A 25354-nucleotide genomic window follows, 5' to 3' on the forward strand; every position below is an offset into this window, starting at 1 on the left:
AACCCGATCGGCGCGCAAAAGTCCGCTACGCAAAGGTTTCTCAGGTTTGCTTGTGCATCTGGGAACTAGGACAAACCACGCTTCGACGACAAGGTGCCCGAGTTGGACCTCGATCGGACTCGCCCGTTCGCTTGACCAAGATCAACTCGTGACCACGCTCTGTACCCAGCGTGGCCTCTCCGGTTTGCTGTGGCCGCTGTCACACTCTTTGGGTTGAATTTCGCCGTTTTTACGCTTTTTGTGCGGCCGCGACCATTGCGGAGGTGATCGCGGCGAGGTCGTCCGCCTCGGTGAGGTAGGGCGGCATCGTGTAGATGAGATTACGGAACGGGCGCAGCCAGACCCCGTTCGCGGTGAGGATCTCGGTCGCCGCCGCCATGTCCACGGGATGATCGAGCTCCACCACGCCGATGGCGCCGAGCACCCGCACGTCGGCGACCGCGGGCAGGTCGCGAGCCGGTTCGAGCCCGGCCTTCAGCGCGCCCTCGATCCGCGGGACGTCGGACTTCCAGCCACCTTCCGCCAGAATCCCCAGCGAGGCGTTGGCGACGGCCGAGGACAACGGGTTCGCCATGAACGTCGGGCCGTGCGCCAGCACCGGCAGTTCACCGCGCGAGATCCCGTCGGCGATCTCCGGCGTGCACAACGCCGCCGCCATCGTGAGGTAACCACCGGTCAACGCCTTGCCGAGGCACAGGACGTCCGGTGTGACGCCGGCGTGTTCGGCGGCGAACATCGTGCCGGTGCGGCCGAAACCGGTGGCGATCTCGTCGAAAATGAGCAGGACGCCGTTGGCCTCGGTGATCTCACGCAGCGCGCGCAGGTACGCGGGCGGGTGGAACCGCATACCGCCGGCGCCCTGCACGACCGGCTCGACGATGACCGCGGCCAGCTCGCCCGCGTGCCGCTCGATCTCGGTCGCGAGCAGTTCGAGGTACGCCGGATCCGGCTCGTCGGCGAAACCACCGGGCGGCTTGGGCAGGAACAGCTGGTCCGGCAGGATCCCGCGCCACAGCGAGTGCATCCCGCCCTCGGGATCGCAGACGCTCATCGGCGTGAACGTGTCGCCGTGGTAACCGCCGCGCCAGGTCATCAGGCGCCGTTTTTCCTTGCGCCCCACCGACTGCCAGTACTGCAGGCACATCTTGACGGCGACCTCGACCGACACCGATCCGGAATCGCACAGGAAGACGTGCCGCAGCCCGTCCGGAGCGAGGTCGACCAGCGTCTTCGCCAGCCTGATGGCCGGTTCGTGGGTGAGCCCGCCGAACATCACGTGACTCATCCGGCCCGCCTGCTCGGCCAGCGCCGCGTCCAGCACCGGGTTCCGGTAGCCGTGGATCGCCGCCCACCAGGACGACATGCCGTCGACCAGTTCGCGGCCGTCGTCGAGGGTGAGCCGGACCCCGCTCGCCTCACGCACGAGCAGAGAATCGATTTTGCTCGGCATCGGCCCGTACGGGTGCCAGACGTGTTCCGCGTCGAGCGCGAGGAGTTCGGCGGCGTCCATCCGGCGACCCTACGACACGCTCTCCTCAGCGCAGGCGCACAGGGAGGGTTTCCAGGCCGTGGACGAGGGTGCTTTCCCGCCACCGCAAGGTTTCCGGTTCGGTGTCCAGGCTCAGGGCCGGGAACCTCTCCAGCAGGCCGCGCAGGGCGATCTCGGCCTCCAGGCGGGCCAGCGGGGCGCCGACGCAGTAGTGGATGCCGTGCCCGAACGCGAGATGGCCCGCCGCCGACCGCGTGACGTCCAGCCGATGCGGGTCTTCGAACCGCCCGGCGTCCCGGTTCGCGCCGAGCAGGGAGACGAACACGAACTCGTCCGCCGGGATCTCGACGCCACCGACCGTGACGGGCTCGCTGGTGAACCGGAGGGTCGCCAGGTGGACCGCGCCGTCGTAGCGGAGGAACTCCTCGACAGCGCCCGGCAGCAGCGCGGGATCGGCGCGGAGCGCGGCCAGCTGATCAGGTTCGCGCAGGAGGGCGAACACGCTGTTCGCGATCAGGTTGACCGTCGTCTCGAATCCCGCCACCAGCAGCAGGAACGCCATGGCCAGTAATTCGTCCGCAGCGAGCGAATCGCCTTCGTCACTGGCGTGGATCAAACCCGAAAGCAGGTCATCGGCGGGCTCGGCGCGCTTTTCCTCGATGAGGTCGACGAGGTACGCGTGCATCTTCGCCGCCGCGTCCTGAAGATCCTCGGGCGTCGACCAGGCGACCATCGTGTTCGACCACGTCGCGAACGCCGGCTGGTCGCCCGCGTGGACGCCGAGCAGTTCGCAGATCACCCGGATCGGCAACGGAACGGCGAAGGCGGGCAACAGGTCGACACGCTCGGCGTCGCCGATGCCGTCCAGCAGCTCGGCGGTGATCTGCTCGATCCTCGGCCGCAGCCGGGAAACCGTGCGCGAGGTGAAGGCCTGGTTGACCAGTTTGCGCAGCCGGGTGTGGTCCGGCGGGTCCGAGTTGAGCATGTGCTCGCCGAGCGCGCGCACGGCGTTGTCGGCCGCCGATTCGAAACCGTCGCGTTCGAACAGCCGCCGGATGGCCACCAGATCCTTGCCGACGCGGGAATCCGAGAGGATCGCGCGGGCCTCGGCGTAACCGGTGACAATCCAGACGTCCAGGCCGCGCGGCATTCGCACCTTGCGGACCGGGCCCTCTTCGCGCAGCAGCGCCGACACCCGGTGTGGTTCCTGGACGAGATCCTCGGCCAGGTTCTCCGGTTCCCCCATCGGTACGCCTCCCCCGGCGCGCCGGTCAGCGTTCGGCCAGCGCGGCCACCACTCGCTCGGTCACTTCGGTCCAGTATGCCCGCTGTTCTTCGCGCTCGTCGGCGCCCGCGAGCCATTCCTGGTGGAACCGGAGCGTGGTCTTCTGCTCGGTGCCGCTCACCGTGATCTGCAGGGTCGAGTCGTGATCCCAGTCCTTCGGCCGCCAGGTCAGGCGGAGCTTGCCGCCTTCGGAGCGGCTGCGGATCTCGCCGGTCGTCCCGTTGGCGGTCTCGTACGCCGCGCCCAGCTCACGGCCGAGTTCGGCGCCCCGGCCGAGCCAGATCCCGACACCCTCACGGCCGACCAGGAAGTCCCACACCCGTGCGCTGTCGTACGGCACGGTCTGGGAAACGCCTACCTGCCAACCACTTCCGGCTGTTTTGGCCGTTGCTTTGGTCACCGGGCCATCATTCCACCGGGTGTACCGTGCGACAGTCACCGGTCCGGGTGGAGGATCTCTGTCTGTGCGCTACCGTCCGATTTCTCCCGCTCTGCTGGTCTCCGAACTGACCCAGCGCATCACGGCCATCACGGGCCGCCGCCGGATCGCGGTCGCGATCGACGGCGCGGCCGGTGCGACCGACACCACAGAACTCGCCGACGCCCTGGTCGATCCCCTGCGGGTCGCCGGTCACGCGGCGTTGCGGGTCTCGGCGAACGACTTCCTCAGGCCCGCTTCGCTGCGTTTCGAACGCGGCAAGGAAGACCCGGATTCGCGCTACACCGACTGGCTCGACCTCGGCGCCCTCCGTCGTGAGGTGCTGGACCCGCTCGCCGAAGACGGCAGCGGGCTGGTCCTCCCGTCGCTGTGGGATCCGGTCCGCGATCGCGCCACCCGTGCCGAACGCGTCGCCCTGCCCGAGGGCGGCGTCGTCCTGCTGGACGGCGAGTTCCTCTTCGGCGCCGGGCTCGCTTACGACCTGAGCGTGCACCTGTGGCTCTCGCCGGCCGCGCTCAAGCGGCGAGTGCCCGACGAATGGGCGCTCCCCGCATATGAGCGCTACGAAGGGGAAGTCGACCCTTCGGCGTTGTCCGACGTCGTGATCCGCGTCGACGATCCGAAGCATCCGGCGCGTTACGAACCCTGACTCCTCCGAGCCTGTTGGCGGAGCTGAGGACGGCCTCGTAGAACGGACCTAACGCGTGAACCCCGCCCGGCCGAAGGCCCCGCTATCGCGGTGGCAGGGCGCCCTGATCGCCCACAGGAACGAGCTTTACCAGGTCGCGCCCTGCCGACGTCGATCGCGGCGCGGGTTCACCAACAGACACTCAGCGCACCGCCGCGACGGGATCGCCGTCGAGCAGCCCGGAAAGCCTGCCCGCCATGGTCTCCCACCGCCAGTTCTCGCCGACCCATTCGCGACCCGCCGCGCCCATCCGCCGCGCCCGCACCGGATCGGCCAGCAACGCGGCCAGCGTCTCCCGCAGCTGCTGCTCGTCACGGCCGTCGACGACGTGCCCGGTGACCTCGTCCAGCACCGTTTCCGGCGCGCCGCCGGAATTCCCGGCGACGACCGGCAGCCCGGTCGCCGAGGCCTCCAGGTACACGATGCCCAGGCCTTCGACGTCGAGCCCCTTCCCGCGCGTCCGCGCCGGCATCGCGAAGACGTCACCCGCGTTGTAGTGCGCGGGCAATTCCTTCCACGGCACCGATCCGGTGATGACGACGCTGTCTTCGACGCCCAGCGCCTCGACGAGCCCGGTGAGGGTCTTGCGGTACGGGCCGCCGCCGACGATCAGCAGCGCCACGTCCGGGATCCGCTTGCGGAGTTCGGGCAGGATCTTGATCAGCATGTCCTGGCCCTTGCGCGGGACCAGCCGCGAAACGCACACGATCGTCGGACGGTCACCGAGACCGTGCCGTTCGCGGATCTCCTTGCCCGCGGCCGGATCCGGGCGATAGAGCGCGGTGTCGACACCGCACGGGAGCATCTCCAGCCCCGCCATCGGGCCGAAGGCGGCCGAGAACCGGGAGCGCGTGTACTTGCTGACGTAGGTGATCACGTCGACGGTGTCGCCGATGCGCCGCAATGCCTGCCGGGAGCCCGGAAGCATCGACCAGCCGACCTCGTGGCCGTGCGTCGACGCCAGGACCCGGCGGGCCCCGGCCGCGCGCAGCGGATGCCCCAGCAACGCCAGCGGCGCCGCGGCGCCGAACCAGACGGCCTCGCAGTCGCGGGCGCGCATGATCTCCTTGGCCCGTTTGAGCACGTCCGGCGTCGGCAGCATCAGCGACGTCGGATGGCGCACCACCTCGAACGGGGCGACGGCGTCGAACTCGCCGTGCGAGCCGGTGCTCGATTCCCAGGACGGCGCGTAGACGACCAGGTCGTCCGCGGGCAGACGGGTGGCCAGCGAGTTCAGGTAGTTCTGGATGCCGCCTGGCCGGGGCGGGAAGTCGTTGGTCACCAGCAGGGTCCTCAGCACCCCTGCAGGCTACTTGGCGCGCCGCATACGAAAGGGGCGGCACCGCCTGCGCGGTACCGCCCCTTGTCGTCTGTTCGTCAGGCCGTCGGGCGACGGGCGCCGACGTAGTTGTTCTGCAGCGGCGACACCTTGACGACGTCACCGGTGGTCGGCGCGTGCACCATCATGCCGTTGCCGACGTACATGCCGACGTGCGAGACCGGCGAGTTGTAGAACACCAGGTCTCCCGGCTGGAGCTGCGACCGCTGCACCGGGGCGCCGAAGGTCGCCTGCTGACGGCTGGACCGCGGCAGGGTGAGCCCCGCCTGCTTGTACGCCCAGAGCATCAGACCCGAGCAGTCGAACGACGAAGGGCCGACGTCGCCCCAGCCGTAGGGGCTGCCGAGCTTGCTCTTCGCGGCCGAGAGAGCCGCGGCGGCCGCGGGACCCGGAGCGGGCAGGTCCGGGAACGCGCCGCCCTTGTCCTTCTGGGCGTTGCGATCCGCGGCGCTCAGGTTGCCGCTGGCCCGCTGGATCTCCTTGAGCTGGTCGTTCAGCGTCTTCTGGCGCGCCTCGATGTCCGTGGTCAGCTTGGCGGCCGTGTCACGGGCGGCGGTGGCCGTGTTCTGCGCGTCCGCGGCCTGCTTGGCAGCGGCCGCGGCCTGGGCGACGGCACCGCTCAGGTTGTTCAGGGCGGTGTTCTTGTTCGCGGCGAGGACCTCGAGCGCCGAGGAGCGCTCCAGGAAGTCCTGGGTCGACGCGCCCGACAGCAGCGAAGACAGCTTGTTCAGCTGCACACCGCTGGTGAAGGAGGCACCGGCGAACTTGTTCACCTCGGCCTGGAACGTCTTCTCGTCACCGGCCGCCTTGACGCCGAGATCCTTGGCGGCTGCGGCGTCGGCGGTGGCCTTGTCGAGCTCACCCTGCTTCGCGGCGAGGTCGTCCTTCGCCTTGAGGAGGTCTTCGTTCGCCTTCTCAGCTTGTGCCGCGAGGTCGCGGTACTTGGCGAGCGCGTCCGAGCCGGACGGGGGTTGCTGGAGGGCGGGGCCTGGGGCGGCGGTGGCGGGGGCCTGGACGACGGTCACCGCGGTGATCACCGCGGCCGCGGCCAAAGCTCCTGACACCACGCGCTTCACTGGATGCGACTGCACGGTCGCGCGTGTCTCCTTTGCTGTCGGCCACCGACTCGGAACCCGGGACGAAGAGGTCGGGGGCCCTCTTCCGCGAAGCCGCGACGCCGGCCGTGAGGGCCCGCGCGGTTCCCCGCGTTCCCGCCTCGCGCCTGGCCGCGAGTTATCGCAACAGGTTTTGGCGCGTGGCTGGTTTTGGTGCAACTCCCCGACAAAGCTGCTTCGGTGGCGATCCCGTGTCGTCGTCTGGCGACGACTTCCGGCCACGAGATCTCGGACAGGTTACGAAACCACGGGCACCACGTCCACCATGGCAAGCGCAAAAACTCTCCGTGATGCGCCGAAACACCTTCGGACCAGCATGAGCGGAAAGATGTGACGGGCGTTACATCCTGGGGCCTGTCGCGACTACCTACCGTTCACCCGATCGGATCGACCACTCGTCGACTGTCCCGGTAGTGGCGTGTCTCAGGCGGACTTCCGGCGCTCCTGCTCCACGATCGCGACCATCCGGAGTCGCGGGACCATCCCCGCTTCCGCGAGCGCGTCGACCGCTTTTCGTTCGTCGGCGTCCCATTCGAGCGCCGGCGGCGCGCCGAGGAGGACGCTGACGACACAGTCATGACATGCGTCACCGCGGACGGCGCACCGGTCGCAATCGATGACGAGTGTCTCTATGTCCGCTATATCGGCGATGGCCTTGTCGTGCATCTCGCACTCCTCACTTTCAGTGGTGAGGTGCACATTAAGAGCGACCACCGACAGTTTCGGCCCGCCCGAGCCGCAAGACACCCTCGATGTCCGGCCGGGGACCCCCTCACGACGCCCGTGGTCACGGGTGTTCCAGCGGGCGACTGGTGTTGCGAAAGCCACTTTCGCAACGCTGAAGGTTGCGAAAGTGGCTTTCGCAACGCTTCCGGCAGGAGCCCGGCGATCACACCCGGCTGAGCCGCGACACCAGCACCGCGGACGGCACCGGGTGCGCACCCTTGCGCCGCACCGAGTCCGCCACCGCCCGGTCCGTGCTCGCCACCACCATCGGCCGCCCGGGCGGCTCCGCCGCGACCAGGGACCGGATGACGTCGTCCGCGAGGACACCGCGTTCGGAGAACAGCACCCGCACCCCGCGCGGCACCGCGGCGGGCACGGAGAGCACACCGGCGCCGTCGAACACCACCGTGACTTCGGCCGAAGTCCGCGCGGCGAGCGCGGAGAGCTGGTGGATCAGCCGGTCGCGCTGGTCGGACAACGCCAGCTCCGGATATCCGGTCTTCGTGACGTTGTAGCCGTCGACGATCAGATGCACGTTGGGCAACGCGAGATGCCGGTCGAGCCCGGTGACGTCCTGGATCTTGCCGCCGGCCCCGATACCCGACGTCGCGCCGCGGACCATGTCCGCCGGCCGCTGCCCCCGCGCGCTCACCGAAAGTTCCCGGCGCAGCCCGCCGACGGCGCCTTCGATCGTGTCCAGCAGCAGCCCGAGCCTGACCTCGTCGGCCTGACGCGCCTCGCGGGCGGACTGACGGGCGACCTCGGCGTCCGTGACGGCCTTCTCCGCCCGCGCCCGCTCTGCCGCGACACGCTGCCTCTCACGGGCCAGCTGAGCCTTCAGCGCCTTGATCTCCTCAGCGCTCTCAGCGCCTCCGCTTTCCAGCTGAGCGTGAGCCTCGACGACGGCGTCCTTCGCCTGGCGAAGTTGGACACCCTGTTCCCGCAAACGCTTCAGCAGCTTCTCGACCTCGGCGTCGCGTTCTCCCCGCGCACCGCTGGCGGTCTCCTTGGCCTCGCGCAACTCTTCGCGCAGCTGGGCCAGTTCGGCCTCAAGCCGCTGGTTGCGGGCCAGCGCGGCGTCGCGTTCGGCGCGCAACGCCGTCTCTTCGGCGTTCTTCGCCACCAGCCGGACCCGTCCGGCCGCTCCCGCCTCGCCGAGGAGCACGGCGGCGGCCGCGGCGGCGACGGAATCGGCGGCGTTCGGGTCGAGGGCGTCCTTGCGGTGGTCGCGCAGCCATTCGGTGACCGCGACCCGGAACTGCGAGGACTCCCCCAGCGCGGCGAGCAACGCCGTCCCGCCGAGTTTCGCCCGTTTCGCCGGGGCGAACTTCGCGACCGGGCGCAGCTGCCTCGGCACGTCGGCGGACGGCAGTTTGCCGACGGCGGCGGCCGCCAGCTCGGCGATCCGCTCGCGTACGGTTTCCGGCAAGGACGTCCAGCCTTCGGCGGGCACCTCCTCGGAGGTCTCCTGCGCACCCGCCGACGCCACGACACCCGAGGGGCCGCCGGTGGCGTCCTCGGGCGATTCGGGCACTGCGGGCTGCGGTTGCATCGCTCCAGCGTAGGCCCCATGCCCTCGGGGCGCGCTCGATGGGACGCCCCGGGATTGTCGGTGCCCGGCCCTACTGTGCCCGACCATGGACAGCGGACGGCGGCCCGGCGCGGCGCAACTCGCCTTCGACGAGCTGGGAACTCCTTTGCGGGACATCACTTTCGTCGTATTCGACCTGGAGACGACAGGGACGAAACCCGGTCCGGACGGGATCACCGAGATCGGGGCGGTCAAGGTCCGCGCCGGCGAGATCGTCGGCGAGTTCGCCACCTTCGTCAATCCGGGGATGCCGATCCCGCCGCAGATCGTCGAGCTCACCGGTATCACCGGCGCGATGGTCTACGACGCTCCCCGGATCGAGCGCGTGCTGCCCGCGTTCCTCGAGTTCATCTCCGGTACCGTGCTCGTCGCGCACAACGCCGCCTTCGACACCGGCTTCATGCGCGCGGCCTGCGAAGGCCACGGCTACCACTGGCCCAAGACGGCCGTCGTCTGCACGGTCCGGCTCGCCCGCCGGGTCATCTCCCGCGACGAGACGCCCAGCTACCGGCTTTCCGCGCTGGCCGCGTTGTTCGGCGCGCGCACGACCCCCAACCACCGCGCGCTCGCCGACGCGCGCGCCACCGTCGACGTCCTGCACGCCCTGCTCGAACGGGTGGGCAACCTCGGCGTCCACACCCTCGAGGAGCTCCTGGACTACCTGCCCGAGGTGACCGCCGCCCAGCGCCGCAAACGCTCGCTGGCCGAGCACCTGCCGTCGAGGCCCGGCGTCTACCTGTTCCGCGGCCCGAGCGACGAGGTCCTCTACGTCGGGACGTCGTCCGATCTGCGCCGCCGGGTCCGGCAGTACTTCACCGGTTCGGAGAGCCGCGGGCGGATCCGGGAGATGGTCGCGCTCGCCGAACGGGTCGACGCGGTCGAATGCGCGCACGCGCTGGAGGCCGCCGTCCGGGAGCTGCGGCTGATCGCCGCCCACCGCCCGATGTACAACCGCCGTTCCAAGAACCCACGGCACGCGTGGTGGGTCGCGCTGACCGAGGAGGCGTTCCCCCGCCTGTCGGTGGTCCGCATGCCGCGAGACGGGATGCTGGGGCCCTTCCGCACCCAGACCGACGCCCGGTCCGCCGCGGACACCCTCGCCGGCGCCTCGGGCCTGCGGACGTGCACCCAGCGCATCTCGGCCACCGCGCCGAACGGGACACCCTGCGTCCTCGCCGAGCTCGGGCGCTGCGGCGCGCCGTGCGCCGGGAAGCAGACGGTCGAGGCGTACCGGCCGAGCGTGCTGGCGGTGTCCGGGCTCATCGCCGGGACGGACGGAGGTCCGCTGCGGGCAGCCGCCGATCAGCTGGCCCGGCTCTCCGCGGCGGAGCACTACGAACAGGCCGCCCAGCATCGAGATCAGCTGGCCGGGTTGATCCGGGCGGTCGGCCGTGCGCACCGGCAATCGGCGCTCGCCGGCATCCCGGAACTGATCGCCGCCGGGCCGGACGGCAACGGCGGCTGGGAACTGGCGGTGATCCGGCACGGCAGGCTCGCGTCGGCGGGGGTCGCGCGGCGCGGGGTGCCGCCGATGCCGGTCGTCGAGATGCTCGTGGCCTCGGCGGAGACGGTGATCCCGGGGCCCGGCCCGCTCTTCGGCGCGATCCCGGAGGAGATCGGCATCCTCCTGCGCTGGCTGACCCGCCCGGGCGTCCGGCTCGTGCGCACGACGCATCCCTGGGCGGAGCCCGCCGCCGTCGCGGGCGGCTGGCAGGAGTGGCTCGACCTGGCGGCGAGCGCGACGGCGCTGGAACGGGTGGCGGGCTAGGATCTTCCCTTGGCGGGACCGATGCGGTCTCCCCAAGGGCGCCCCGCGCCCGACGGAGACTTCACCTCGCGCGCCTCTTTCGGGCCGAAGGCCCACGGAAACGCGATGAAGGGGCGCCCTGCCTGGTCGAGTTAGCCGGACTGCTGACTGCGCTCCTTCGGCGCGTTCCCGTCAGCGCGCGACAACGAACACAGGAGGACCCTTTGATCACGGCGATCGTGCTGATCCAGGTCGAAGCCGATGCAATCCCCGAAGCGGCACAGGCGATCGCGGACATCGAAGGCGTCCGCGAGGTCTACTCCTGCGCGGGCGACGTCGACCTGATCGCTTCGGTCCGCGTCGCGGCCCACGAAGACCTCGCGGATCTGATCCCGGCGAAGATCGGCAAGGTCCCCGGTGTGCTGAGCACGGTCACGCATATCGCCTTCCGGTCGTACTCGAAGGCCGACAGCGAGTCCGCGTTCGACATCGGCGTCGAAGGCGCCTGAGCCTTCTTCTTGTCCTGAAGCGAATGCTATGAAAGGTCCTTTCCTTGCAAATTTTGCAAGGAAAGGACCTTTCATAGCATTCGGAGCCGCCCTCCGGACCTGTTTAGCCCTGAAGCGCGTGAAGGCCCCCTTCCCTCGGCTCAGCCGAGGGAAGGGGGCCTTCACGCGTGTCTCCCGGGTCAGTGCCCGGAGGTGATCTCCTTGCGGTCCTGAGAGGGCTCGCCACCGATGTCGTCGACCTTGCCGTTGCCGTGCCCGCCTGCCCGGGCGCGCTCCAGCGCGATCGTCTCCTCGACCGGGTCCGGGGACCAGGTCGAACCGGCGACGGCGTGCCCCGCCGAGCCGAGCTTGTTCATCTTCTTCGGCACCGACGCGCCCTGGTACTCGAGCGGGATCGGGTGGCCGTGGTCGTCCACCGGGCCGAGCGGCTGGTGGATCTCGATGAACTCACCGTGCGGCAGACGCTTGATGATGCCGGTCTCGACACCGTGCTCCAGTACCTCGCGGTCGGCCCGCTGAAGGCCGAGACAGATCCGGTAGGTGATGTAGTACGCGATCGGCGGTGCCAGCAGCACACCGATCCGGCCCGCCCACGTCGTCGCGTTCAGCGAGATGTCGAAGGCGAACGCGATGATGTCGTTGAAGCCCGACAGCATGATGACCGCGAAGAACGTCAGGGCCATGATGCCCAGCGAGGTCCGCACCGGGACGTCGCGCGGACGCTGCAGCAGGTTGTGGTGCGCGGTGTCCTTGGACAGCTTTCGCTCGATCCAGGGATACATCAGCAGCAACCCGATCAGCAGCGGCATCCCGATGGCGCCGGGGAAGAACACCGCCGGAACCGTGTAGTTCCCGAGGTAGAGCTCCCACGCGGGCCAGATCCGCAGCATGCCGTCGGCCCAGGCCATGTACCAGTCCGGCTGCGAACCGGCCGACACCTGCGCGGCGTTGTACGGGCCGATGTTCCAGATCGGGTTGATCTGGAACAGGCCCGACATCAGCGCGATGACGCCGGTGACCAGTGCGAAGAACGCACCGCCCTTGAGCGCGAAGACCGGCATGATGCGGACACCGACGACGTTGGTCTCCTTGCGGCGCACGCCCGGGAACTGCGTGTGCTTCTGGTACCAGACCAGCGCGAGGTGCGCGGCCACCAGACCGAGCATGATGCCCGGCAGCAGCAGGATGTGGATCGTGTACAGGCGCGGGATGATCTCGTTGCCCGGGAACTCCCCGCCGAACAGCGCCCAGTGGAGCCACGTGCCCATGACCGGCACGGAGAGCACGATGCCCGACAGGGTCGCGCGGATACCGGTACCGGAGAGCAGGTCGTCCGGCAGCGAATAGCCGAAGAAGCCCTCGAACATGCCCAAAACCAGCAGCAGCGCACCGATGACCCAGTTCGCCTCACGCGGACGCCGGAACGCACCGGTGAAGAAGATCCGGAACATGTGCACCATCATCGAGGCCACGAAGATCAGCGCGGCCCAGTGATGCAGCTGACGCACGAACAGACCACCGCGGACGTCGAACGAGATGTCCAGCGTGGTCGCGAAGGCCCGCGACATCTCGACGCCCTGCAGACCGGTGTAGCTGCCGTTGTAGACGACCTCCTCCATGGAGGGGTCGAAGAACAGCGTGAGATACACACCCGACAGCAACAAGATGATGAAGCTGTAAAGCGCGATCTCGCCGAGCAGGAACGACCAGTGCGTCGGGAACACCTTGTTCAGCTGGTGCCGCATACCCTTGGCCAGGTGATACCGGTCGTCGGCCCACTTCGCACCAGCGCCCGCGGCCTTCTCGACCGGGTTCGTCCCCTTCGTCGGGGTGGTGAGTGAACTCATGACTTACGCTCCCAAAAGGCCGGTCCGACGGCCTCGTTGAAGTCTCCGCGCGCGATCAGGTAGCCCTCAGAGTCCACTGTAATCGGAAGCTGGGCCAACGGCCTCGTCGCCGGCCCGAAAATCGGCTTGGCGTAGTGGAGCGCGTCGAACTGCGACTGGTGACAGGGGCAGAGGATGCGGTTGGTCCGCTGCTCGTACAGAGAGGTCGGGCAGCCCACGTGGCTGCAGATCTTCGTGTACGCGTAGTAGTCGCCGAAGTTGTAGTCCTCCTGGCCCTGACGCTTGACGACCTTGGCGGCGTCGGTCGGGCGGAGACGGATCAGCATGACCGGGTTGTCGACGCGTTTGAAGGCGGCCGACAGCGCGTGCTCGTCGTCCTTCTCGGACTCGCGGTACGGGAACACCGTCTCCATCGCGCCCGCGTCGAGGTCCTCGGCCTTGACCAGGGAGATCTCGTGCGGACGGCCGGTGTTGCGGCGCAGGTAGACCTTCTCGTCCGGGAAGTTCTTCTTCCAGCCCGAGTGCCACAGCGAGTCGCGGTTCTCGGTGTCCTTCCACGGGTCCTTGATGAAGGACGCGACCGGCAGCGCCGCGACGGCGAGGCCGAGCACACCGGCTCCGGCACCCGCGGACCGCTTGATCATCGAGCGGCGCGCGATGGTGCTGCGGCTGCCCGAGTCGGCGAGCTGGGCGAGGATGGTGGCCTTGTCGACCTCCTTGGAACCGCCGTCCCCGCGCTCCTGGACCGCGACCTCGGCCGGGATGAACTTCTTGGTGTAGAGGACGGCGCCGACACCGATCGCGAGCACGGCCACGCCGAGCGTGACACCGAGCAGCGGCGTGTACAGCGTGTACATGGTGTAGCCGGTCTTGCCCGGCTCCTTGTACTCGAACCAGTGCGGCCACGCGAGGAGGACCACGAACGCGAGGCCGGATAGCGCGGCCAGCACGAACCAGAGGGCGACGGCGCGCTCGGCGCGCTTCTCCGCCTTCGTCCCCTCGACCGGCCAAGGCGTCGGGTATTCGATGATCTCGACCCCGTCGAGCGCGGTACCCAGCTTGACCAGCTGGTCGCGATCCATGTCCGCCAACTCCGCCTCTGTCGGCGGCTTCGGCCCTTCGGCGCTCATGCCTTCGATCCAATCCACAACGTCACGCCGATCAGCGCGGCGATCCCGACGATCCACGCGATCGCACCCTCCGAAGCCGGGCCGAGACCGCCGAGCGAGCTACCGCCAGGGGAGTTCTTCCCGTCACTAACGGATTTCACGAACGCGATGATGTCCTTCTTCTCCTCCGGCGAGAGCTGCCGGTCGGAGAACTTGGGCATGTTCTGCGGCCCGGTGAGCATCGCGGTGTAGATCTGCTCTTCCGTGGCCGGGTCCAGGTTCGGGGCGAACTTGCCCGAGGAGAGCGCGCCGCCGCGGCCGGTGAAGCCGTGGCAGGAGGCGCAGTTGAGGCGGAAGAGTTCGCTGCCGCGCGCGACGTCCTCGCCGCGCAGCGCGTCACCCTTCTCGGCGGGACGCTGCACGCCGCCGCCGTTGGCCTGGATGTAGGCGCCGAGCGCGTTGATCTCGGCCTCGGTCAGCTTCGGCGGCTTCCGCTGCGCCTGGGCTTCCTGCCGCACCGCGGGCATGCGGCCGGTGGAGGTCTGGAAGTACACGGCCGCGTCGCCGATGCCGATGAGGCTCGGGCCACGGTCGGTGACACCTTCGAGCTTCGGCCCGTGACATTCGATACACGTGTTGTTGTAGAGCTTCTCGCCCTCACGCAGGAGGGCGGATTCGCCCTGCGCCTGCGCGGTCTGCGGCTCCGGGGCGAAAACGGCGTACAACCCGCCCACGCTCAGCAGCGCGATCCCGAGCGCCAGCGCGCCGGCGAACCGCCTGCGAGCCTTTGACCGCTTGCGGAAGCGGCGCTCCGTGTTGTTCTTGCTGGAGGTCATCTTGCGGCAACCCTTGCTGTCAGTTCAGGCCGATAGGTCGTGGTGGCGGCTTCGTTCACGGAAGGATGTAGATCACCGCGAACAGGCCCACCCACACGATGTCGACGAAGTGCCAGTAGTACGACACGACGATCGCCGAGGTGGCCTGAGCCGGGGTGAACTTGCTCAGCTTGGTGCGGATGAGCAAGTACACGAAAGCGACGAGCCCGCCGATGACGTGCAAGCCGTGGAACCCGGTCGCGAGGTAGAAGACCGTTCCGTACGCGCCGGACGGGATGGTCAGCCCCTCGTGAATCAGGTTGATGTACTCGTAACCCTGACCGCCGACGAAGATCGCGCCCATGATCAACGTGATGATGTACCAGCGGCGAAGGCCGAACACGTCACCCTTTTCGGCGGCGAACACGCCGAACTGGCAGGTGAACGACGACGCCACGAGGATCACGGTGAACGGGATCGCCAGCGCGATGTTCAGGTGGAAGGGCTCACCGTGCAGCGGCGGCGGCCATTGGCCGGACGCGTTCTGCGCCTTCACGGTGAAGAACATGGCGAACAGTCCGGCGAAGAACATCAGTTCGCTGGACAGCCACACGATGGTGCCGACACTGACCATGTTCGGCCGGTTCAGCGAGTGGACCCGCTGGCTGATGGTGGGAGCTGCCGTTGTCACGCGTCGCATTATGTCCTCTCACGCACGGGGCCCGCCGGGTGGGTCCACGGCAAGTCGCATGCGTGTCGGGTCACATCTGAACGAAAGTGGGAACAGGGCTACTCATGGGTTTACTAGATCGGCTTCGTGACCTGGTCAAGAAGCCGAAACTCCCCGGCCTGACGGTCGACACGCCCGGCGTGGAGGTCGTCGTGGAGGCCTTCGATCCCGCCGAGGCGGATTCTTCGGCGTTGGCGAGATCACCCGCTTGGGTCGCCGGTGCGCCCGCGATCCTGCGCCATCACTTGAAGCTGCCGCCCGAAAAGGTGGAAGAGGCGGCCTCGATCCTCGCTCAGGACGGCTGGGAGCTGCGAGAACAGGGACCGGACGGCGACTTCGCCCTCGCGCACGCGGTACGGGTCCAGACCCTCGACGCGCTGCACTGCGCGCAGGAACGGTCACGGATGGCGGGCCTCGCGCAGCGGCTCGGCGGCGATTCGCTGGGCTGGGACGCGCTCCAGCCGTCGGGTGCGTCCACGTGATGTCGGTCATGGCGGATAACATCGCGGGGTCGACATGACTAGACGAGGCGGAGGCGCGCTCATGGGCGAGCAGGCGATGCGGATCCTGGTGTTCAGCCACAAGGCGGAGGTGCGCGAGGCGATCATCAACGCCGTCGGCCGCAGGCCCGCCGCCGACCTCGGCCGGGTGGACTACACCGAGGCGTCCGGCATCTCCGAGGTCCTCGTCGAGATGGACGCGGGCAACGTGGACCTGGCCATCCTCGACGGCGAGGCGCAGCCGACCGGCGGCATCGGGCTGACCCGTCAGCTGAAGAACGAGATCGAGGACTGCCCGCCGATCATCGTCTCGGTGCGGCGCAAGGACGACCGCTGGCTCGCGACCTGGTCGCAGGCCGACGCGGTGCTGGTCCACCCGCTCGACCCGCTGACCGCCGCCGAAACCGTCGCCGACGTGCTGCGCGCCCGGCGGGTGCCGGCCGTGCACGGCTGAGCCGATGGGCTCGGCCGCGAAGTGGTCACCATCGGAAGTGCTTCGGGGGTATTCGGCGGATCCAGGGTTCCGCTGGACGTGCGGCCACGAGGTCCACGTACCGGCGCTGTACTCGGCTCTCGCGGCCCGTGCGTCCAGCGGGAAGCCGGGCCGTCGAGACCCCCGGAGGACTTCCGATGATGACCACTAAAACCTGGCCGTCCCTGCTCAATCAGCTCATCGCGCGCGCGGATCTGTCCGAGGAGGACACCGCGTGGGCGATGGACCAGATCATGAGCGGGGCGGCGACGCCCTCCCAGATCGCCGGGTTCGCCGTCGCGCTGCGCGCCAAGGGTGAGACTCCGGCGGAGATCTCCGGCATGGCCGACGCCATGCTGGCGCACGCCAGGCGGGTGACGATCGACGGGCCGTCGGTGGACATCGTCGGCACCGGCGGCGACCGGTCCAATTCGGTCAACATCTCCACCATGGCCACGGTGGTGACGGCCGCGGCAGGCGCCCCGGTGGCCAAGCACGGCAACCGGAGCGCGTCGTCGAAGTCCGGCGCGGCCGACGTACTGGAGGAGCTGGGCGTCACCATCGACCTGCCGCCCGAGATGGTCCAGCGCAGCGTCAACGAATTGGGCATCGGCTTCTGCTTCGCGCCGAAGTTCCACCCCGCCCTCCGTCACGCCGGCCCGACCCGCGGCGAATTGGGCGTGCCGACGACGTTCAACCTGCTCGGCCCCCTGACCAACCCGGCGCAGCCGCGCAGTTCGCTGATCGGCTGCGCGTACGAGGACAAGACCCGTGTGCTGGCCGAGGTGTTCGCGCGGCGCGGCACGACCGTGTTGCTCGTGCGCGGCGACGACGGGCTGGACGAGATCACCACCACGACCACGAGTTCGGTGTGGGTAGTCTCCGGCGGCGAGATCACCGAGCGGAGCTTCGATCCCGCGTCGCTGGACATTCCCCGGGTGACCGCGGAGGACCTGCGCGGCGGCGACGCGGCGCACAACGCCGAGGTGTTCCGTCAGGTGATGGCCGGGAAGACCGGGCCGGTACGGGACGCGGTGCTGCTCAACTCGGCCGCCGCGCTGGCGGCTTTCACCGGATTCTCGGGATCGCTGGAAGACGACTTGGCGGCCGGGCTCGCGCGGGCGGCCTCGGCCATCGATTCCGGTGCGGCGGCCGACCTGCTGAACCGGTGGATCGCCTTCGCCTGACCACTCACGGCCGCTTGGCCCTCAAGAGAGCGCTATGAAAGGTCCTTTCCTTGCAAAATTTGCAAGGAAAGGACCTTTCATAGCATTGGCGACCGGTCACGAGGCGGTACTGAACCGCGCCCGGTAAGCCGTAGGCGTCAGTCCCGTAGCCCGCCGCAGCTGCGTACGCAGGTTCGCGGCGGTACCGAATCCCGAAGCCCGCGCCACCCGGTCCAGCCGTTGCTCCCCGCGCTCGATCAGCCGGCACGCCAGCGCGATCCGCTCCGTGGTGAGCCACGCCAGCGGCGTCGTCCCCAGTTCGGCGCGGAACCGCCGGTGCAGCGTCGCCTGGCTGGCCGCCGCCCGCGCGGCGAGGTCGGCGACGGTGAGCGGGCGGTCCAGCCGTTCACGTGCCCAGGCGAGCACCGGCGCCAGCGACGTGTCCGGCACCGGCGGCAGCGGACGCTCGACGAACTGCCGTTGCCCGCCGTCGCGGTGCCCGGCGAACACCAGCCGCCTGCTCACCGCGTTCGCGATCTCGGCGCCGTGGTCCCGGCTGATCAGGTGCAGCCCCAGATCGAGCGCGGCCGCGCTGCCCGCCGCGGTCAGGACGTCGCCGTCGTCGACGAAGAGGACGTCCGGCTCCAGCAGCACCTCGGGATACTGCTCGCGGAAGAGCCCTGCCCACTTCCAGTGGGTCGTCGCGCGCCGTCCGTCCAGGACTCCGGCCTGCGCGAGGGTGAAGGCGCCGGTGCAGAAGCTCACCAGCCGGGCGCCCCGCGCGGCCGCGGCACGGATGGCCGCCAGCACCTCTTCCCCGGCCGGGTTCTCCGGATCGGGCCGGTTGGGCACGATCACCGTGTCCGCGGCCTCGACGGCTTCGAGCCCGGCGACCCCGGTGAGCGTGAACATGCCCAGGTGCATGCGCACGGACGGCTCCGCGGCGCACAGGGTGAAGCCGTACCAGGGCCTGCCCAGTTCCGGCCGCCGCAGGCCGAAGAGCTCGGTCGCGACGCCCATTTCGAACGGGTTCGATCCTTCGTCGACCAGGACGGCGACCTCGTGCGAGGAATCATGCGACATATGCGATTCCTAGCACTCACCGCTCCGGCGGTCCAGCGGTCAGGATCGGATCATGAGCAAGCAACCGATCGATCTGGGGACCGCGCTGGCCGGTTTCGACGAGATCTGGAGCCCGCGGATCGTCGCCCACGTCAACGACTACGACGTCCGCCTCGCCAAGGTCGCGGGCGAGCACGTCTGGCACGTCCACGAGAACACCGACGAGTTCTTCCTCGTCCTCGACGGCACCCTGGACATCGCGCTGCGCGAGGACGGCGGCGAACGGGTCGTCACGCTCCCGCGCGGCTCGATGTTCGTCGTCCCGCGCGGGACGTATCACAAACCGTCCTCAGTGGACGGTGCGTCCTTGTTGCTCTTCGAGCCGACGGGAACGCTCACGGTCGGGGACGCGCACGAGGAGGTTCCCGAGTACGTCGACGTCACCGTCGGACACGATATCTCCGTTCAACCAACGGAAAACGTCCTGCGATAAGCACTCGGACTGGTCCCGCGCAGCTTGCCGAACTGATGCCGCAGCGCAGCCGCGGAGGCGTAACCGCAGGCGACTGCTATGTCCTCAATGGACAGACGACCTTCTTCGAGCAGTGATTGCGCGCGGTCGAGGCGGCGTTCGGTGAGCCACCGGTGCGGCGTCGTCCCGGTGGCCGCCGAGAACCGGCGCAGGAACGTGCGCTCCCCCAACCCGCTGCGCCGGGCGAGCTCCGCGACGGTGAAGGGCCGGTCCAAGCGCCGCTCGATCCATTCGAGCGCTTCGGCGAGCACCGTGTCGTCCGGCGCGGCGGTCTCGGGCACCGGCGCCTGCACGAACTGCGCCTGCCCGCCGACCCGGTGCGGCGCCGCGACCATCCGCCTGGCCAGCGCGGTGGCCGCCGCGACGCCTCGCAGCTCCCGCACCAGATGCAGGCACAGGTCGACGGCGGCGACGGTCCCCGCGCTGGTGAGGACACCGCCGTCGTCGACGTACAACGCCTTCGGATCGACCTTCGCCGTCGGGAAGCGCGACCGGAACTCCCGCTCGTAGACCCAGTGCACGGTGCAGTTGCGCCCGTCGAGGAGCCCCGCGTACCCGAGCGAGAAGACACCCGCGCAGAAGCCCGCGACCCAGGCGCCGCGGCTCGCCGCGTCACGCAGGACTTCGAGCACCGGCTCCGGTGGGCACGCGCTGCGCGGCGCGCAGGTCGGGACGATCAGCAAGTCGGCGGATGCCGCGAAGTCCAGGCTCTCCAGCCCGTCGAGCCCGAAACCGGACCAGCTCAGGACGTTCTCGCCGCCGGGCGAGCACACCGCGAACTCCCAGCCCTCGATGCCGTCGGCGCTGCGATCGGTGCCGAAAACCTCGCACGCGACGCCGAGTTCGAACGGCGAGACCTGATCGGCGAGCACCACCGCGACCTTCTTCACATCCATCGGCGCAGTGTGTCACAAGTTTTGCGGTCGATGTCATCTCTGACACTGTTCGGACGCGGGCGCGAGGGCGAAAGTGGTCGCCATGAACAAGAACAACCCCGTGCTGCAGTGGACCGCCGCGATGGCACTCTCCGGCACGATCGGTGCCGTCGTTCTCGAAAGCGGCGCCGAAGCACCCGCCGTGGCGTTCGCGAGGAGCCTCGTCGGCGGCCTGCTGCTTTTGGTGTGGAGTGCTGCCCGGGGCTGGCTCCGCCCGTGGACGCTCAGCCGCCGCGACCTGCTGCTCGCCGTCCTCGGCGGACTGTTCCTGGTCGGGAACTGGGTCCTGCTGTTCGCCTCGTACACACTGTCCTCGATCGGGGTCAGCACCGTCGTCTACCACACCCAGCCGCTGATGCTGGTCGGTCTCGCGGCGGCGTTTCTCGGCGAGAAGATGGCGAAGAGCCAGCTGATCCGGGCACTGATCGCGTTCGGCGGGGTGACGCTCATCTCGCTGTCCGCGCACGGCGCCGACGGGAAACCCGTGCGCCTGGAGGGGATCGCGCTCGCTCTCGGCGCGGCCGCGCTGTACGCCGGTGCTTCCTTCGTCGCGAAGCAGCTCAAACACCTCCGCCCGCACGTTCTGGCCGCCGTCCAGCTGGTGACCGGCACGATCGTGCTCGCACCCGCCCTCCTCGTCACGCCGCTGCCCACGGACACCTCGGGGCTGCTGTGGCTGGTCCTGCTCGGGACCGTGCACACCGCGCTGATGTACGTCCTGATGTACGCGAGCATCGGGAAGCTGCCGACCACGACGGTGGCGCTGCTGTCCTACGTCTATCCGGTGGTCGCGGTGGTGGTGGACGTCCTCGCCTACGGGCACCGTCCGACGTGGCCGGAGGGCCTCGGCATGCTGGCCGTCCTGGCGGCCGCCCTGGCCCCGAAACGCACGGAGACCCGCCGGCCTGCCCGCGTCTAGTCCTCTGAATGCGAAAAGCGGCGCCTCGGTCCGGAGACCAAGGCGCCGCTTCCGGCGTCAAACGTCAGTCGTGGTTCGGACCCGTGTGGTACTCGAACACCAGCCCGCCGATGGCGACGATGACCAGGCCCAGCGCGATGATCAGCAGCCAGATGTGGAAGAACGCGAGCGCGACGCCGGTCAGCGCGGCGGCCGCCGCGAGACCGATCGGCCAGTAGCTGCCCGGGCTGAAGAAGCCCAGCTCACCGGCACCGTCGCTGATCTCGGCGTCTTCCCGGTCCTCCGGGCGCGGCTCGATGCGCCGCGCCACGAACTGCAGGTAGCTTCCGGCCAGGAAGGCCAGGCCACCGGTGAGGATCAGGGCCACCACCCCGACCGGCTCGACGCCGTCCCGGGTCATCGTTCCGGTCATGTACGCGTAGATACCCGCCACGACGACGGAGAAGACCGCGACGAGGAAGAAAATCCGTCCTTCGACCTTCATGGACGTTGCCTCACTCCTGTTTCGGGCTCGAACAGCCGGGTCAGTTGGACGCGACCCGCGCGGTGCGGTCGGTGTTGAACGGGGTGGTGGTGACGGCGTAGGGCGAGCACAGGTCGCCGCAGTTCATCGCCGTCAGCGCCTCTGAGGCCGTGTTCGGCTTGCCGCTCTTCGGGTTCACCGTGCCGCGGAGCTGGATGTACTGCGCGTACTTGTCCGGCGAGAGCGCCCTGACCTCGAAGTTCATCCCCGAGTGGTAGGTGCCGCACAGTTCGGCGCAGCGGCCGACGAACGAACCTTCCTTGTCGATCGAGTTCTGGAAGGTGAAGTCCTGGTTGTTCTTCTCCGGGTCCGGCATGACGTCCCGCTTGAAGTGGAACTCAGGCACCCAGAACGAGTGGATGACGTCGGCCGACCGCAGGTTGTACTGGATCGTCTTGTTCGTCGGCAGGACGAGCAGCGGGATCTCGGTCGAACTGCCGACCGTGGTGATCTCGGGGTCGTCGTGGTTCTTGGAGTCGCTCTTGTACTTGAACTCCCAGTTCCACTGGAACGCGACGATGTCGACCGTGACGTCCGGGTTCTCCGTCTCGGCGAGCACGCGGTTCTCGGTGGTCGCGGTGAAGAAGAACAGCACGCAGACCATGATCGTCGGGACGACGACCGTGAAGATCTCCAGCGGGATGTTGTACTGGAACTGACGCGGCAGTTCCTCTTCCGCGCCGTCTGCGGTCTTCTTCTTGCGGTGGAAGATCGCGGTCCAGAAGATCAGCGCCCAGACGATGACACCGACGACCAGCGCGGCGACGACCGTCCACGTCCACAGGGTGCGCATGTCGTGCGCCTGCGGGGTCACCCCGACCGGCCAGCCGAAGCGAAGGATCTCGTCCCCGGAACAGCCCGTCGCGGTCAGCATCACCAGCGCGGCGAGCGCTGCGACGCGACCAGCCCGCTTAACCGGGATGCGCTCTGGATTTCCCACTGCGCCTTGCCCTTTCACCCAGAGCCTCCTCGACCGATCTTTGTGACAGCCGGAGCCTAGCCGAGTTGCGGCGCCGCGCTGACTAAGGGGTAACCCCAACACGCGTATCCCCCACCACATCCGGGTGTACGCACCCACCGGCATACTGGGCCCTTCTCCCCCGCTCGGCCAACAAGAGGTGTGTGAACTAGACGTGTGCGGCCTGCTTGGACTGATCTGTTCGACCGAAGCCGACGCGGCGAGCGCCCGTGACGCCGTCGACGCGGCCATGCGCTGCCAGCGGCACCGGGGCCCCGACGAGCACGACACCTGGGCCGACGCCGAGGTCGTCTACGGGTTCAACCGGCTGGCCTTCATCGACGTCGACCACGCCCACCAGCCGCTGATCTGGGGTCCGCCGGAGGCCCCCGAGCGCTACACGCTGAACTTCAACGGCGAGATCTACAACTACAAAGAGCTGCGCGACGAACTGGCCGCCGAACACGGTGCGAAATTCGCCACAGAGGGTGACGGCGAGGCGATCGTCGCGGCGTACCACTACCTCGGCGACGACGCGGTGAAGAAACTGCGCGGGATGTTCGCCTTCATGATCTGGGACTCCCAGGAGAAGGTCGTCTTCGGCGCGCGCGACCCGTTCGGCATCAAGCCGCTGTTCTACTCCGCCGGCCCCGGCAAGGTCGCCTTCTCGAGTGAGAAGAAGAGCCTGCTGGAGCTTTCGAGCGTGCTCGGCGTCGAGGACGAGCTGGACAAGACGGCCCTGCAGCACTACCTGGTGCTGCAGTACGTGCCGGAGCCCGAGTCGATGCACACCGGCGTCCGCCGCGTCGAGTCCGGCACGTCGTTCCGGGTGGTCCCCGGCGGTGACGTCGAGTTCACCCGCTACTTCCACCCGCAGTTCAACGCGAAGCCGGTCAACAGCCAGGCCGAGGCCGACGAACTGTACGAGCGCATCGCCGATGTGATGCGCGACTCGGTCGGCAAGCACATGATCTCCGACCCGGACGTCACGGTCGGCGCGTTCCTTTCCGGCGGCATCGACTCGACCGCGACCGCGACGCTGGCCAAGGAGCACAACCCGAACCTGATCGCGTTCACCACCGGGTTCGAGCGCGAGGGCTACTCCGAGGTCGACGTCGCCGCCGAATCGGCCGCCGCGATCGGCGTCAAGCACGTGGTCCGCACGGTGTCGGCGGACGAGATGATGGAGGCGCTGCCGCTCATCGTCTGGTACCTCGACGACCCGGTGGCGGACCCGGCGCTCGTGCCGCTGTGGTTCATCGCCCGCGAAGCGCGTAAGCACGTCAAGGCGGTGCTGTCCGGAGAAGGCGCCGACGAGCTCTTCTGCGGCTACACGATCTACAACGAGCCGATCTCGCTGGCGCCGTTCGAGAAGATCCCCGGCGGGATGCGGAAGATCATCGGCAAGGTCTCCACGAAGATCCCGGAAGGCACCCGCGGCAAGGACCTGCTGCGGCGCGGGGCGCTGCCGCTGGAGGACCGCTACTACGGCAACGCGCGCAACTTCCGCGACGACCAGCTCCGCAAGGTGCTGCGCACGTACGAGGACGGCATCGGCTTCAAGGACGTCACCGCGCCTTGGTACAAGATCTCCGAGGACTGGGACCCGGTCGCGCGGATGCAGCACGTCGACCTCTTCACCTGGCTGCGCGGCGACATCCTGGTCAAGGCCGACAAGGTGACCATGGCGAACTCGCTGGAACTGCGCGTGCCGTTCCTCGACGCCGAGGTGTTCAAGGTCGCGTCGACCATCCCGCTCGACCAGAAGCTCGCGCACGGCACCACGAAGTACGCGCTGCGCCAGGCGCTGGCGAAGATCATCCCGGGACACGTGCTGAACCGGCGAAAGCTGGGCTTCCCGGTGCCGATCCGGCTGTGGCTGCGCAACGAGATGTACGACTGGGCGAAGGGCATCATCTCGGACTCGCAGACCGACGCGCTGCTCGACAAGAAGGCCGTCTTGGCGCTGCTCGAAGAGCACAAGGCCGGGCAGCTCGACCGCAGCCGTCAGCTGTGGGCGCTGCTGGTGTTCATGCTGTGGCACGGCATCTTCGTCGAGAACCGCATCAAGCCCGAGGTGCCGGAACCCGTCTACCCGGTGAAGCTCTAGTCACGACTCGTGCGGCCGGCCTTCACCCTGGATGCGGTGGAGGCCAGCATGGTGCGATGGACTTCGTCCTCGTGCACGGCACGACGCAGAGCCCGGCGGGCTGGGACCGCGTGGCCAAGCTGCTCACCACCGCCGGGCACCACGCGATCGCCGTGGACCTGCTGACCCCGGTGGATCTGCCGATCGAGGGCTACGCGCAGCACGTGCGGGAACAGTACGACGGCGGGCGGCCGGTCGTCGTGGCCCATTCCGGGTCCGGAGTTCTGCTTCCCGCGATCGCCGAAGCGCTCGACGCGCGGGCCATGGTGTGGGTCGCCGCCTACATCCCCGACTTCGACGGCGGCCGGAGCCTGCGCGACGAGGCACCGGCCGTGCTCGAACCCGACTGGATCGGCGTCGACCCGACGGCCGATCCCGCGCAAGCGTCGGAGTTCCTCTTCCACGACTGCGATCCCGAGACCGAGCGGCCGGCGCTGGAGAGCCTGCGGCTGTTCAACCCAGCGGTGCTCGCGACGCATCCAGCCGGGACCGCGCCGGAGATCCCGTCGACGGTGATCGTCCCCACGCGCGACCGCACGCTGAAACCGGAGTGGCTGCGCCGGGCCGCCCGGGAACGGCTCGGCGTCACCGCGATCGAGATCGACGCCGGGCACTGCCCGCACGTTTCGCGGCCCGCCGAGGTCGCAGCCATCCTGACCCACCGTGCGTGAAGGCCCCCTTCCCTCGGCTGAGCCGAGGGAAGGGGGCC

At 68.9% G+C, this 25354-nt stretch carries 25 protein-coding genes; 10 read left to right on the plus strand and 15 right to left on the minus strand.

Translation table 11 applies throughout. The annotated features are described in order from the left end of the window. Positions 1-229: 229 nt before the first annotated feature. The 3 genes from ACLJQ7_RS30695 to ACLJQ7_RS30705 are packed head-to-tail and all read right to left on the minus strand — an operon-like array spanning position 230 to position 3114. The gene (locus ACLJQ7_RS30695; RefSeq protein ID WP_410651635.1) at positions 230-1510 is read right to left on the minus strand and encodes an adenosylmethionine--8-amino-7-oxononanoate transaminase; all 1281 of its coding nucleotides are present in this window, start codon (positions 1508-1510) and stop codon (positions 230-232) included. 25 nt (positions 1511-1535) lie between these two features. Then, the gene (locus ACLJQ7_RS30700; protein ID WP_410651636.1) at positions 1536-2735 is read right to left on the minus strand and encodes a cytochrome P450 family protein; all 1200 of its coding nucleotides are present in this window, start codon (positions 2733-2735) and stop codon (positions 1536-1538) included. A gap of 25 nt (positions 2736-2760) precedes the next feature. Beyond that, positions 2761-3114 carry an SRPBCC domain-containing protein gene (locus ACLJQ7_RS30705; protein ID WP_410651696.1) on the minus strand — a complete coding sequence of 118 codons (354 nt, stop codon included), beginning with the start codon at positions 3112-3114 and terminating at the stop codon, positions 2761-2763. Between the two features lie 124 nt (positions 3115-3238). Here ACLJQ7_RS30705 and ACLJQ7_RS30710 point away from each other — a divergent pair, with 124 nt between their 5' ends. Further along, positions 3239-3862, plus strand: a complete 624-nt coding sequence (locus tag ACLJQ7_RS30710) for a uridine kinase (protein ID WP_410651637.1) — start codon at positions 3239-3241, stop codon at positions 3860-3862. Positions 3863-4043: 181 nt separating this feature from the next. On the opposite strand, the gene ACLJQ7_RS30715 is transcribed toward ACLJQ7_RS30710, so the two are convergent. The 4 genes from ACLJQ7_RS30715 to ACLJQ7_RS30730 all read right to left on the minus strand — a co-directional run bounded on the left by ACLJQ7_RS30715 (position 4044) and on the right by ACLJQ7_RS30730 (position 8633). After that, on the minus strand, positions 4044-5201 hold the full coding sequence (locus ACLJQ7_RS30715; protein WP_410651638.1) for a glycosyltransferase family 4 protein: 1158 nt from the start codon (positions 5199-5201) through the stop codon (positions 4044-4046). A 77-nt stretch (positions 5202-5278) separates the two neighbouring features. Next, the gene (locus ACLJQ7_RS30720) at positions 5279-6331 is read right to left on the minus strand and encodes a C40 family peptidase (RefSeq protein ID WP_410651639.1); all 1053 of its coding nucleotides are present in this window, start codon (positions 6329-6331) and stop codon (positions 5279-5281) included. A 447-nt stretch (positions 6332-6778) separates the two neighbouring features. Further along, positions 6779-7021 (minus strand): hypothetical protein, encoded by a 243-nt coding sequence (locus tag ACLJQ7_RS30725; RefSeq protein ID WP_410651640.1) that lies wholly within the window; start codon positions 7019-7021, stop codon positions 6779-6781. Between the two features lie 223 nt (positions 7022-7244). After that, a complete protein-coding gene (locus ACLJQ7_RS30730; protein WP_410651641.1) occupies positions 7245-8633 on the minus strand; it encodes an NYN domain-containing protein in 1389 nt (462 codons plus the stop codon). Positions 8634-8718: 85 nt separating this feature from the next. On the opposite strand from ACLJQ7_RS30730, the gene ACLJQ7_RS30735 reads away from it, so the two are divergent. Both ACLJQ7_RS30735 and ACLJQ7_RS30740 read left to right on the plus strand, forming a co-directional pair. After that, positions 8719-10440: a DEDD exonuclease domain-containing protein gene (locus ACLJQ7_RS30735; RefSeq protein WP_410651642.1), complete on the plus strand. Its 1722-nt coding sequence runs from the start codon at positions 8719-8721 to the stop codon at positions 10438-10440. Between the two features lie 203 nt (positions 10441-10643). After that, positions 10644-10928, plus strand: a complete 285-nt coding sequence (locus ACLJQ7_RS30740) for an Lrp/AsnC family transcriptional regulator (protein ID WP_005154220.1) — start codon at positions 10644-10646, stop codon at positions 10926-10928. 179 nt (positions 10929-11107) lie between these two features. Here ACLJQ7_RS30740 and ACLJQ7_RS30745 read toward each other — a convergent pair whose 3' ends face one another. From ACLJQ7_RS30745 to ACLJQ7_RS30760, 4 genes are read right to left on the minus strand one after another with little or no spacing between them, the layout of a single operon-like run. After that, a complete protein-coding gene (locus tag ACLJQ7_RS30745; RefSeq protein ID WP_410651643.1) occupies positions 11108-12775 on the minus strand; it encodes a cytochrome b in 1668 nt (555 codons plus the stop codon). Next, entirely contained in the window at positions 12772-13905 is a 1134-nt protein-coding gene (locus ACLJQ7_RS30750) for a ubiquinol-cytochrome c reductase iron-sulfur subunit (protein WP_410651644.1), read from the minus strand. Before ACLJQ7_RS30750 ends, ACLJQ7_RS30745 begins: the two co-directional genes overlap by 4 nt. Continuing rightward, a complete protein-coding gene (locus ACLJQ7_RS30755) occupies positions 13902-14720 on the minus strand; it encodes a c-type cytochrome (RefSeq protein ID WP_410651645.1) in 819 nt (272 codons plus the stop codon). The genes ACLJQ7_RS30750 and ACLJQ7_RS30755 overlap by 4 nt, the downstream gene beginning before the upstream one ends. Before the next feature lie 55 nt (positions 14721-14775). Then, positions 14776-15399 carry a heme-copper oxidase subunit III gene (locus ACLJQ7_RS30760; RefSeq protein ID WP_409495809.1) on the minus strand — a complete coding sequence of 208 codons (624 nt, stop codon included), beginning with the start codon at positions 15397-15399 and terminating at the stop codon, positions 14776-14778. Between the two features lie 95 nt (positions 15400-15494). On the opposite strand from ACLJQ7_RS30760, the gene ACLJQ7_RS30765 reads away from it, so the two are divergent. The 3 genes from ACLJQ7_RS30765 (at position 15495) to trpD (ending at position 17588) form a co-directional block, all read left to right on the plus strand. Then, positions 15495-15911 (plus strand): hypothetical protein, encoded by a 417-nt coding sequence (locus ACLJQ7_RS30765; RefSeq protein ID WP_410651646.1) that lies wholly within the window; start codon positions 15495-15497, stop codon positions 15909-15911. 61 nt (positions 15912-15972) lie between these two features. Beyond that, positions 15973-16383: a hypothetical protein gene (locus ACLJQ7_RS30770; protein WP_410651697.1), complete on the plus strand. Its 411-nt coding sequence runs from the start codon at positions 15973-15975 to the stop codon at positions 16381-16383. Between the two features lie 179 nt (positions 16384-16562). Further along, positions 16563-17588: an anthranilate phosphoribosyltransferase gene (trpD, locus tag ACLJQ7_RS30775; protein ID WP_410651698.1), complete on the plus strand. Its 1026-nt coding sequence runs from the start codon at positions 16563-16565 to the stop codon at positions 17586-17588. 96 nt (positions 17589-17684) lie between these two features. Here trpD and ACLJQ7_RS30780 read toward each other — a convergent pair whose 3' ends face one another. Further along, positions 17685-18650, minus strand: a complete 966-nt coding sequence (locus tag ACLJQ7_RS30780; RefSeq protein ID WP_410651647.1) for a helix-turn-helix domain-containing protein — start codon at positions 18648-18650, stop codon at positions 17685-17687. Positions 18651-18702: 52 nt separating this feature from the next. On the opposite strand from ACLJQ7_RS30780, the gene ACLJQ7_RS30785 reads away from it, so the two are divergent. Continuing rightward, complete coding sequence (locus ACLJQ7_RS30785) at positions 18703-19122, plus strand: cupin domain-containing protein (protein WP_410651648.1); 420 nt, start codon at positions 18703-18705, stop codon at positions 19120-19122. Here the strand turns inward: ACLJQ7_RS30785 and ACLJQ7_RS30790 are convergent. Continuing rightward, positions 19095-20057 carry a GlxA family transcriptional regulator gene (locus ACLJQ7_RS30790; protein ID WP_410651649.1) on the minus strand — a complete coding sequence of 321 codons (963 nt, stop codon included), beginning with the start codon at positions 20055-20057 and terminating at the stop codon, positions 19095-19097. The genes ACLJQ7_RS30785 and ACLJQ7_RS30790 overlap by 28 nt on opposite strands. Positions 20058-20139: 82 nt before the next feature. On the opposite strand from ACLJQ7_RS30790, the gene ACLJQ7_RS30795 reads away from it, so the two are divergent. Next, entirely contained in the window at positions 20140-21015 is an 876-nt protein-coding gene (locus tag ACLJQ7_RS30795) for a DMT family transporter (protein WP_410651650.1), read from the plus strand. A gap of 64 nt (positions 21016-21079) precedes the next feature. Here ACLJQ7_RS30795 and ACLJQ7_RS30800 read toward each other — a convergent pair whose 3' ends face one another. Together ACLJQ7_RS30800 and ACLJQ7_RS30805 are read right to left on the minus strand one after the other, a co-directional pair. Next, a complete protein-coding gene (locus ACLJQ7_RS30800) occupies positions 21080-21499 on the minus strand; it encodes a cytochrome c oxidase subunit 4 (protein WP_400848864.1) in 420 nt (139 codons plus the stop codon). Between the two features lie 40 nt (positions 21500-21539). Beyond that, positions 21540-22478: a cytochrome c oxidase subunit II gene (locus ACLJQ7_RS30805; protein ID WP_410651651.1), complete on the minus strand. Its 939-nt coding sequence runs from the start codon at positions 22476-22478 to the stop codon at positions 21540-21542. A 193-nt stretch (positions 22479-22671) separates the two neighbouring features. On the opposite strand from ACLJQ7_RS30805, the gene asnB reads away from it, so the two are divergent. Beyond that, positions 22672-24606 carry an asparagine synthase (glutamine-hydrolyzing) gene (gene asnB, locus ACLJQ7_RS30810; RefSeq protein WP_410651652.1) on the plus strand — a complete coding sequence of 645 codons (1935 nt, stop codon included), beginning with the start codon at positions 22672-22674 and terminating at the stop codon, positions 24604-24606. A 56-nt stretch (positions 24607-24662) separates the two neighbouring features. Further along, positions 24663-25316 (plus strand): alpha/beta fold hydrolase, encoded by a 654-nt coding sequence (locus ACLJQ7_RS30815; RefSeq protein WP_410651653.1) that lies wholly within the window; start codon positions 24663-24665, stop codon positions 25314-25316. Positions 25317-25354: the final 38 nt, after the last annotated feature.

Origin of the sequence: Amycolatopsis sp. cmx-4-54, from assembly GCF_046548895.1 — a bacterium.
Taxonomy (GTDB): Bacteria; Actinomycetota; Actinomycetes; order Mycobacteriales; family Pseudonocardiaceae; genus Amycolatopsis.

Coding starts and splice junctions, on each gene's coding strand:
- ACLJQ7_RS30755 (WP_410651645.1), bottom strand. CDS start 14,720: ATGACCTCCAGCAAGAACAACACGGAGCGCCGCTTCCGCAAGCGGTCA.
- ACLJQ7_RS30780 (WP_410651647.1), bottom strand. CDS start 18,650: ATGTCGCATGATTCCTCGCACGAGGTCGCCGTCCTGGTCGACGAAGGA.
- ACLJQ7_RS30735 (WP_410651642.1), top strand. CDS start 8,719: ATGGACAGCGGACGGCGGCCCGGCGCGGCGCAACTCGCCTTCGACGAG.
- ACLJQ7_RS30795 (WP_410651650.1), top strand. CDS start 20,140: ATGAACAAGAACAACCCCGTGCTGCAGTGGACCGCCGCGATGGCACTC.
- ACLJQ7_RS30750 (WP_410651644.1), bottom strand. CDS start 13,905: ATGAGCGCCGAAGGGCCGAAGCCGCCGACAGAGGCGGAGTTGGCGGAC.
- ACLJQ7_RS30745 (WP_410651643.1), bottom strand. CDS start 12,775: ATGAGTTCACTCACCACCCCGACGAAGGGGACGAACCCGGTCGAGAAG.
- ACLJQ7_RS30725 (WP_410651640.1), bottom strand. CDS start 7,021: ATGCACGACAAGGCCATCGCCGATATAGCGGACATAGAGACACTCGTC.
- ACLJQ7_RS30790 (WP_410651649.1), bottom strand. CDS start 20,057: ATGGATGTGAAGAAGGTCGCGGTGGTGCTCGCCGATCAGGTCTCGCCG.
- ACLJQ7_RS30730 (WP_410651641.1), bottom strand. CDS start 8,633: ATGCAACCGCAGCCCGCAGTGCCCGAATCGCCCGAGGACGCCACCGGC.
- ACLJQ7_RS30700 (WP_410651636.1), bottom strand. CDS start 2,735: ATGGGGGAACCGGAGAACCTGGCCGAGGATCTCGTCCAGGAACCACAC.
- ACLJQ7_RS30800 (WP_400848864.1), bottom strand. CDS start 21,499: ATGAAGGTCGAAGGACGGATTTTCTTCCTCGTCGCGGTCTTCTCCGTC.
- ACLJQ7_RS30760 (WP_409495809.1), bottom strand. CDS start 15,399: ATGCGACGCGTGACAACGGCAGCTCCCACCATCAGCCAGCGGGTCCAC.
- ACLJQ7_RS30785 (WP_410651648.1), top strand. CDS start 18,703: ATGAGCAAGCAACCGATCGATCTGGGGACCGCGCTGGCCGGTTTCGAC.
- ACLJQ7_RS30815 (WP_410651653.1), top strand. CDS start 24,663: ATGGACTTCGTCCTCGTGCACGGCACGACGCAGAGCCCGGCGGGCTGG.
- trpD (WP_410651698.1), top strand. CDS start 16,563: ATGACCACTAAAACCTGGCCGTCCCTGCTCAATCAGCTCATCGCGCGC.
- ACLJQ7_RS30695 (WP_410651635.1), bottom strand. CDS start 1,510: ATGGACGCCGCCGAACTCCTCGCGCTCGACGCGGAACACGTCTGGCAC.
- ACLJQ7_RS30765 (WP_410651646.1), top strand. CDS start 15,495: ATGGGTTTACTAGATCGGCTTCGTGACCTGGTCAAGAAGCCGAAACTC.
- ACLJQ7_RS30770 (WP_410651697.1), top strand. CDS start 15,973: ATGGGCGAGCAGGCGATGCGGATCCTGGTGTTCAGCCACAAGGCGGAG.